The following is a 7514-nucleotide window of genomic DNA, read 5'->3' on the forward strand; positions in this document are numbered from 1 at the left end:
CTATTTCACCGGCCCCAAAGGCCCCGCCGATACGGGATTTGAGAGCGAAACCCCCGGAAAATCAGGCTCTTGACTTCACAGGGCGCACGAGTAGTCTCCCGCCAACACGCACATCCTTAGATTGCGAGACGACCATCCGCGAGGGTCCCTAAACCCCGCGCAACCACAGGGATTTCGCGCCATGGCGAAGCCGACCACGATCAAGATCAAGCTCGAGAGCACGGCGGATACGGGCTACTTCTACGTTGCCAAGAAGAACAGCCGCACGATGACCGAGAAGATGACGGTCCGCAAATATGACCCCGTCGTTCGAAAACACGTCGAGTTCAAAGAGACCAAAATCAAATAAGATCAGAGCAGGCCACGGCCTGCTCTTTTTCTTTGTGCTCTCTGGAGACCTCCCATGGCGACCGCCGAACAGTATCGTAACCAGGCATCCTCCCTCAGCTACCGCAACCAGGCTTTCATTGGCGGCAAATACGTGCCCGCCGCCTCGGGCGAAACCTTCGATTGCGTAAGCCCCATCGACGGCGCCGTGCTGACCAGCGTGGCGTCCTGCGACAAGGAAGATGTGGACGCTGCGGTGAAAGCCGCGCGGGCCGCCTTCGAAAGCGGTGTCTGGTCGGAAATGGACCCGCGCGACCGCAAGCAGGCATTACTGCGTTTCGCCGCCGCCATTGCCGACCATCGCGAGGAACTGGCGCTCCTCGAAACGCTCGACATGGGCAAGCCGATCACCTTTGCGCAAAGCGTGGATATCGACGGCGTCGTCTCCACCGTGCAGTGGTATGCCGAGGCCATCGACAAGATCTATGACGAGATCGCGCCGACGGGCCGCGATGCGATCGGCATGATCACGCGCGAACCGCTGGGTGTCGTCGCCACCGTGGTGCCGTGGAACTTCCCTCTCCTCATGGGCGCCTGGAAATTCGGCCCGGCGCTCGCCGCAGGCAATTCCATCATCATGAAGCCGGCCGAGCAGTCGCCGCTTTCCGCGCTCCGCCTTGCCGAGATCGCAGCGGAAGCAGGCATCCCCGACGGCGTCTTCAATGTCGTACCGGGCTTCGGCGAAAAGGCCGGTCAGGCGCTCGGCCTCCATATGGATGTCGATATGGTCGCCTTCACCGGCTCGACCGAAGTCGGCAAATACTTCCTGAAATACGCCGCCGACAGCAACATGAAGCACATAAGCCTCGAATGCGGCGGCAAGACGCCCAACATCGTCTTCAACGACTGCAAGGACCTCGATGCCGCCGCCATGGGCTCCGGCATGGGCGTGTTCTTCAATACCGGCCAGGTTTGCGTCGCCTCCACCCGCCTCCTCGTACAGGAGGACATCCATGACGAGTTCGTGGAGAAGGTGAAGAAGGTCGCCGAAACCATGCAGCCGGGCGATCCGCTCGATCCCGCAACGCTGATGGGGTCCATGGTCGATGTGGACCAGATGGAGCGCGTGAAGAGCTATATCGAGATCGGCGAGAAGGAAGGCGCGAGCCTGGTACAGGGCGGCAAGCAGGTACGCCAGAACACCGGTGGCGCCTATGTCGAGCCGACCATCTTCGACAAGGTGGACAACTCCATGCGCATCGCGCAGGAGGAAATCTTCGGTCCCGTCCTCTCCACCATCACCTTCAGGGACGAAGAAGAAGCGGTTCGCATCGCCAATGACACGATCTACGGCCTGCAGGCCTGTCTCTGGACGGATGACCTGAACCGTGCCCACAAGGTCGCGCGCAGGCTGAAGGCCGGCACGGTGAATGTGAACGACACCGACGGCGGCGACATCACGGTTCCCTTTGGCGGCTATAAGCAGTCGGGCATCGGGCGGGACAAGTCGCTTCACGCCTACGACAAGTACACCCAGCTCAAGACCACCTACATCAAGCTGAGCTGACCCCGCGCCGCAAGCGGGAAGCCGACATGACAAAGGCCGGTCCTGATGGACCGGCCTTTCGTCATTTTCGCGCCTGACGCCTCTCTACCGCCACCACCCGGGGGGTGGCCGGCCGGGAAATAATGCGGGTATCAGAGGAGGCCACTCCATTACCACGCCCCGACCGGCCGTGCCCCGCGGACCCAGGAGATGCGGCGGACCTGAGCACCCCACGGGGACACGTTTCGTTACCGTTCGTCTATCCGCCTCACCCCCCAGCAAGGGCGGAAGACTGTGCGGCAACGAGATTCCACGTTAAGACAAAAGTTACCATGTTTCTCAACAAGGATAAAGTGACACGATAAAGTCAGAGGCCAGACGCTTGAAATATATTAAAGAATTAAGGTTAACGCGCGAGTGCGCCACTTCATCCACAATCTGAAGTAGCACCCTCAATCCGCCTGTTTCGGGACAATTCCGCGAGAAAACGCTTTGTAACGCTCCGTCAGGCCGCTTGCGCGACGACCTTGTTGCGACCGCTCCGCTTGGCTTCATAGAGACAGTCATCGGCCCGCGACAGCAGGCCGGACGGGCTATCCCCGCCCCCGATCGTGGTCGAAAGCCCGATCGACACCGTCACATCGAGCATCGTCTTGCCGTCATCGAGAGCGAAAGGCCGCGACGCGATGCAGACCCTCAGCCGCTCGGCCACCACTTTGGCGAAATCCGCATCGGTATCGGGCATCACCACGACGAATTCCTCGCCGCCCAGCCGGCAGCACAGATCCACACCGCGGACATTGTGAGCGATCCGCTGGGCGAACTCCTTCAGCACGGCATCGCCCGCAGGATGCCCATAGGTGTCGTTGACGGCCTTGAAATGGTCGATGTCGAAGATCAGCAGGGAAACCTGTTTGCCGGTATGCGCGGCATCGCCGACGAGCGATTCCAGATGGCCTTCCATATACCGGCGGTTATGCAGCCCGGTCAGCGGGTCCGTAACCGCCTGCTCCATGCCCTGCTGGAACTTGTCGCGCAGGAAGTCCTGATAGCGTTTACGGCGAAGCTGCGAGCGGCAGCGGGCCACAAGCTCGTTGCGCTCCACCGGGCGGACCAGATAATCGTTCACGCCCATATCCAGCGCGCGGACCAGCCGCGCCGTATCGCCTTCCTCGACGATGACGAGGATCGGCGTCTGCCGCGTCGCCTCCAGCGAGCGGAGCTGCGAGCACAGACGGAGCCCGTCATGCGCCTCCAGCGTGAGGCTCACGATATACATGTCGAAATCGCCCTGACCGGCAAGCTCGATAAGCTCGTCGGGCGTCTCGGACACCATGACCGTATGTTCCGACGAAAGCGTATCGGTGATGCGCCGCAACGAGGACGGCCGGTCGTCGATCACTAGGAAACGGCCGGGCTCCTTCAGGAGCATGTCGGCCCCTTCCTTCGCCGAGAAGGCACCGATGCGCTGGCCCGTCGCATCGCGCAGGCGCAACTCGTCGGTCACCATTTTCAGGCGAACGAGGCTTCGCACACGCGCGAACAGCGCCAGGTCGTTGACCGGCTTGGTCAGGAAATCGTCGGCCCCCGCCTCCAGCCCCTGGACACGATCCTTGGGCTGGTCGAGCGCGGTGACCATGATGACGGGAATATGTTCGGTCTCGGACGAGGATTTGAGCCTGCGGCACACCTCGAACCCATCCATGCCCGGCATCATCACATCGAGCAGGATGATGTCCGGCTGGCATTCCTTCACGGCCTCCAGGGCTTCCGGCCCGGAGCTGGCGGCGAACACTTCGAAATATTCGCCGGTCAGCTTCGCATCGAGAAGCTTCAGGTTTGCCGGAATATCGTCGACTATCAGGATACGGGCCGTCACGAGATCACCTCAGCCGAGGAACCGTTTCACAGTCTCCAGAAACTGGGTCACGGAAATGGGTTTGGAGATATAGGCCTCACACCCGCCCTCACGGATCTTTTCTTCATCGCCCTTCATCGCAAACGCGGTGACGGCGACGACCGGGATAGCCCGCAGGCTATCGTCTTCCTTGATCCACTTCGTGACCTCGAGCCCGGAAACTTCCGGAAGCTGGATGTCCATCAGGATCAGGTCCGGACGGTTTTCCCTGGCGATTTCGAGCGCTTCGATGCCATCGCGCGTCTGCAGCGTCTCATAGCCGTGTGCATCCAGCAAATCGTGAAAGAGCTTCATGTTCAGCTCGTTGTCTTCCACGATCAGGACTTTCTTCGACATAGCGTCCATCGCTCCGGAACTCCAATTGACCTCGAAACCGGCGGGGGGTATCCCCGCGATTCACTGGCAGGATCATCCCGATAGTGCCCATGACATCCTTAACCAACTCTTTATCAATGGCCGGAATCGGGGAAAAACCGCGCTTATTGCCTCCAGAGCCCCAATATTCGCAATTCACGCTAAACTCGAGATTAATGCCGACGATCTTTCTCGTTCAAAATGCAGAAAAATGACGCACGGGGTTCGTGTTTCGGGCAATTTGCGCGCCTGAGGTAGTGGTCGTAGCGGGATTCAGGGAGAAACACGTTGAAACGCGACAGGGCGGAAACAATCGCCATCAAGGCGCTCACCTTCCTTGCGCAGGATCAGGACCTGATGGGCGCCTTTCTGGCCCAGTCCGGCCTCTCGCCGGACGAGTTGCGCGAGCGCCTGAACGAGCCGGGCTTCCTCATCGGCGTGCTGGACTTCCTGTTGATGGAAGACGAACGCGTGCTCGCTTTCTGCGCCGCCGAGAGGCTGTCGCCCGAAACCCCGCTGGCCGCCCGCCATGCCCTGCCCGGCGGCGAGCATGTAAACTGGACGTAAAGCCGCCGCATGACCTCCCCCGATCCGCTAGCCCTTCATGAAAGCGTTCCCGCACAGCTCGCCGAGCTGCGACTGGAACGCGGCCGCCCGCTCATCGTCACCGATTGCGACGAGGTGCTGGTGGAATTCCTGAAAGGGCTCGAACGCTATCTCGAGGCCAATAATCTCTGGATCGACCTTCAGAGCTTCGCGCTCTCCGGCAATATCAAGCATCGCGACACGAACGAGCCCGTGCCGCCCAAAGAGATGCCCGCCCTGCTCGAGCGTTTCTTCGATACCGAGACCCACCGGCTGGACGCGGTCGAAGGCGCGGCGGACGCCCTTGCCGAACTGTCGAAGCGCGCCCAGGTGGTGGTGCTGTCCAACCTGCCCCTGACGCAACGCAGAACCCGGATCGACAATCTGTCGGCGCAGGGCCTTGATTACCCCGTGATCGCCAACCAGGGCCTGAAAGGCGGTCCCGTCCGCAAACTGGCCGAACTGGTGGAGGCCCCGGTCTTCTTTCTCGACGACCTGCCGCCCAATATCTCTTCCGTGGCCGAGGCATATGAACCCTCGCACCGCATCCACTTCATTGCGGATGAAAGGCTGGCAAAACTGCTCGGCCCGGCAAAGGACAGCCATTTCCACACCACCGACTGGAACGCGGCAAAAGCCTTCATCGAAGAGAAGCTGGCGGCGGAAGGCTTCTGACGGGGCGTCCGGGCGGCTATTCTGCCCCTCGCAAACGACAACCGGATTTTGAGTCTCCGCCATGCGGATCGGCATCGACCTCGGAGGAACGAAGATCGAAGGCATCGTTCTCGATGCCGGTGGAGAAGTGCGCGCAAGACGGCGCATCCCCTCGCCCCGGGGCGATTATGGCGACACGCTGAGCGCCATTTGCGGCATTGTGGACCATCTCGAAACCGAATGCGGCGCGACCTGCTCCATCGGTATCGGCATGCCCGGCGCGATCTCGCCTGCCAGCGGGCTTGTGAAAAACGCCAATTCGACATGGCTCAACGGCCGGCCCTTCGGACCCGACCTCGAAGACCGGCTGGGCCGCGAGGTTCGCCTCGCCAATGATGCCGATTGCTTTGCGCTTTCCGAAGCGAAGGACGGCGCGGGCGCCGGCTGCCGAACCGTGTTCGGCGTCATCATCGGCACCGGCACGGGCGGCGGCATCGTGCATGACGGCAGGCTTCTCTCCGGCCCCAATGCGATTGCCGGGGAATGGGGCCACAACCCCCTGCCCTGGCCCCACGAAGACGAACGGCCCGGCCCGGTCTGTTATTGCGGCAAGCAAGGCTGCATCGAAACATGGACAAGCGGCCCCGGCCTTGCCGCCGCCTTCGAGCGCGAGACGGGCCGCGCGGCAACGGCGGAAGAGATCGCCGGCGCGGCGCAGGCAGGCGACCCGGACGCCGCCGACGCGATCCGCCGCTATGTCGACCGCCTCGCCCGTGCGCTGGCATCCGTCGTCAATGTTCTCGATCCCGACATGGTTGTGCTGGGCGGCGGCATGTCGAATATCGGCACGCTTTACACGCTGCTGCCCGAGCTTCTACCGGCTTATGTGTTTTCCGATACGGTACGTACACGGATCGAGTGCCACCGCCATGGAGATGCCTCCGGCGTGCGCGGCGCGGCATGGCTCTGGCCTGCGGAGACGGAGGCATGACAGCAGCGGCCGAAAAAGAGGACGAAAAGGAAGACCGCACGCCCGGTTTCTGCCGGGACTGCTTCACGCCGCTGGAAGGCCGCATCACCCGCTGTCCGGCCTGCAATCGGCCGCGTCTCGTCTGGCATGACGAGATCCATGCGCTTTCCATCGCGCATATGGATTGCGACGCCTTCTATGCGGCGGTCGAGAAACGCGACAACCCGGAGCTGCGCGACAAGCCGCTCATCATCGGCGGCGGACAGCGCGGCGTCGTCTCCACAGCCTGCTACATCGCGCGTATTCGCGGCGTTCGTTCCGCCATGCCCATGTTCAAGGCAAAAGCCCTCTGCCCCGATGCCGTGGTGCTGAAGCCCGACATGTCAAAATATGCCGCTGTCGCCAAGGAAGTCCGCGCGCTGATGCGCGACCTGACGCCCCTTGTGGAGCCGGTCTCCATCGACGAGGCCTTTCTCGACCTCTCCGGCACCGAACGCCTGCATCATGCAAGCCCGGCGATCAGCGCAGCAAAGCTGGTGAAGCGGATCGAAACCGGTATCGGCATCACGGCCTCGATCGGCCTTAGCCACAACAAGTTCCTTGCCAAGATGGCCTCGGACCTCGACAAACCGCGCGGCTTCTCCGTGATCGGCAAGGTGGAGACCATCGCCTTCCTCGCGGAAAAGCCCGTCTCGATGATCTGGGGCGTCGGCAAATCGCTCAATGCGAAACTCGCCGCACAGGGGATCACCCATATCGGCCAGCTTCAGCATATGGAGGAAAACGACCTGATGGCCCGATACGGCGTCATGGGCCGCAGGCTCTGGCGGCTGTCGCGAGGGCAGGATGCGCGCATCGTCGAGCCGTCGCATGAGACGAAGAGCATTTCGACCGAGGTCACGTTCCAGACCGATATTTCATCGAAGGCCGAACTCGACCGCACATTGTGGAAGCTCTGCGAGAAGGTTTCCGCGCGCGCCAAGGAAGCCGGGCTTGCCGGATCGACCATCGTCCTGAAACTCAAGACGGGCGATTTCAAGTCGCGCACCCGCAACCTGACGCTGCACGACCCCACCCAGCTTGCCGACCGCATCTATCGCGCGGCCTCGCCGATGCTTGCGCGCGAAGCGGACGGGACTCCGTTCCGCCTCATCGGCATA

Annotated in this window: 8 protein-coding genes; 6 read left to right on the forward strand and 2 right to left on the reverse strand. The window is 61.9% G+C overall.

Annotation, left to right across the window (positions count from 1 at the left end):
• The first annotated feature begins 181 nt into the window (after window positions 1-181).
• Together rpmG and CMI59_RS07255 are read left to right on the forward strand one after the other, a co-directional pair.
• Window positions 182-349: a 50S ribosomal protein L33 gene (gene rpmG, locus CMI59_RS07250; RefSeq protein ID WP_293326688.1), complete on the forward strand. Its 168-nt coding sequence runs from the start codon at window positions 182-184 to the stop codon at window positions 347-349.
• 54 nt (window positions 350-403) lie between these two features.
• Window positions 404-1894: an aldehyde dehydrogenase gene (locus tag CMI59_RS07255; RefSeq protein ID WP_293326691.1), complete on the forward strand. Its 1491-nt coding sequence runs from the start codon at window positions 404-406 to the stop codon at window positions 1892-1894.
• 484 nt (window positions 1895-2378) lie between these two features.
• On the opposite strand, the gene CMI59_RS07260 is transcribed toward CMI59_RS07255, so the two are convergent.
• Together CMI59_RS07260 and CMI59_RS07265 are read right to left on the reverse strand one after the other, a co-directional pair.
• A complete protein-coding gene (locus CMI59_RS07260; RefSeq protein ID WP_293326694.1) occupies window positions 2379-3752 on the reverse strand; it encodes a PleD family two-component system response regulator in 1374 nt (457 codons plus the stop codon).
• A gap of 9 nt (window positions 3753-3761) precedes the next feature.
• Window positions 3762-4127: a response regulator gene (locus tag CMI59_RS07265; RefSeq protein ID WP_167089572.1), complete on the reverse strand. Its 366-nt coding sequence runs from the start codon at window positions 4125-4127 to the stop codon at window positions 3762-3764.
• A 306-nt stretch (window positions 4128-4433) separates the two neighbouring features.
• Here CMI59_RS07265 and CMI59_RS07270 point away from each other — a divergent pair, with 306 nt between their 5' ends.
• The 4 genes from CMI59_RS07270 to CMI59_RS07285 all read left to right on the forward strand — a co-directional run.
• Window positions 4434-4712, forward strand: a complete 279-nt coding sequence (locus CMI59_RS07270; protein ID WP_293326702.1) for a DUF3572 domain-containing protein — start codon at window positions 4434-4436, stop codon at window positions 4710-4712.
• A gap of 9 nt (window positions 4713-4721) precedes the next feature.
• Window positions 4722-5405, forward strand: coding sequence for a hypothetical protein (locus CMI59_RS07275; protein WP_293326705.1), 684 nt, complete (start codon window positions 4722-4724; stop codon window positions 5403-5405).
• 61 nt (window positions 5406-5466) lie between these two features.
• Window positions 5467-6375, forward strand: coding sequence for an ROK family protein (locus CMI59_RS07280; protein ID WP_293326707.1), 909 nt, complete (start codon window positions 5467-5469; stop codon window positions 6373-6375).
• The coding region (locus tag CMI59_RS07285) for a DNA polymerase IV (RefSeq protein ID WP_293326710.1) at window positions 6372-7514 on the forward strand (1143 nt) is incomplete at its 3' end. The genes CMI59_RS07280 and CMI59_RS07285, both read left to right, overlap by 4 nt.

Source organism: Parvibaculum sp., assembly GCF_002684405.1.
Classification (GTDB): domain Bacteria; phylum Pseudomonadota; class Alphaproteobacteria; order Parvibaculales; family Parvibaculaceae; genus Parvibaculum.

Coding starts and splice junctions, on each gene's coding strand:
- rpmG (WP_293326688.1), top strand. CDS start 182: ATGGCGAAGCCGACCACGATCAAGATCAAGCTCGAGAGCACGGCGGAT.
- CMI59_RS07255 (WP_293326691.1), top strand. CDS start 404: ATGGCGACCGCCGAACAGTATCGTAACCAGGCATCCTCCCTCAGCTAC.
- CMI59_RS07275 (WP_293326705.1), top strand. CDS start 4,722: ATGACCTCCCCCGATCCGCTAGCCCTTCATGAAAGCGTTCCCGCACAG.
- CMI59_RS07280 (WP_293326707.1), top strand. CDS start 5,467: ATGCGGATCGGCATCGACCTCGGAGGAACGAAGATCGAAGGCATCGTT.
- CMI59_RS07265 (WP_167089572.1), bottom strand. CDS start 4,127: ATGTCGAAGAAAGTCCTGATCGTGGAAGACAACGAGCTGAACATGAAG.